This window comes from Pelagimonas sp. KU-00592-HH, assembly GCF_040369695.1.
GTDB lineage: Bacteria > Pseudomonadota > Alphaproteobacteria > Rhodobacterales > Rhodobacteraceae > Shimia.
On sequence record NZ_BAABWM010000011.1, the window covers coordinates 1 to 497 of the forward strand.

At 64.6% G+C, this 497-nt stretch carries 1 protein-coding gene; it reads left to right on the forward strand.

From position 1 onward, the window contains the following. The coding region (locus ABWV42_RS19670; protein ID WP_502930978.1) for a PLP-dependent aminotransferase family protein at positions 1 to 497 on the forward strand (497 nt) is incomplete at both ends.

Genomic DNA, 497 nt, shown 5'->3' on the forward strand with positions numbered 1-497 from the left:
GCGATCACCGATGAGCTGGGTCGCCAGCGCGACGAGATCGAGCTGATCGCCTCGGAAAACATCGTGTCCGCCGCGGTGATGGAAGCGCAGGGCTCGGTTCTGACCAACAAATACGCCGAAGGCTACCCGGGCCGTCGCTACTATGGCGGCTGCCAATACGCAGACGTGGCCGAGAACCTCGCCATCGACCGCGCCAAGGAACTCTTCGGCTGCGGCTTTGCCAACGTTCAGCCGAACTCGGGTTCGCAGGCCAACCAGGGTGTCTTCCAGGCGCTGCTGCAACCGGGTGACACCATCCTCGGCATGAACCTCGCCTCGGGCGGTCACCTGACCCACGGCGCCGCGCCCAACCAGTCGGGCAAATGGTTCAACGCCGTGCAATACGGCGTGCGTCGCGACGACAACCTGATCGACTACGACGAGGTCGAGGCGCTGGCGAAAGAACACCAGCCCAAGCTGATCATCGCCGGTGGCTCGGCCATCCCGCGCGTCATCGA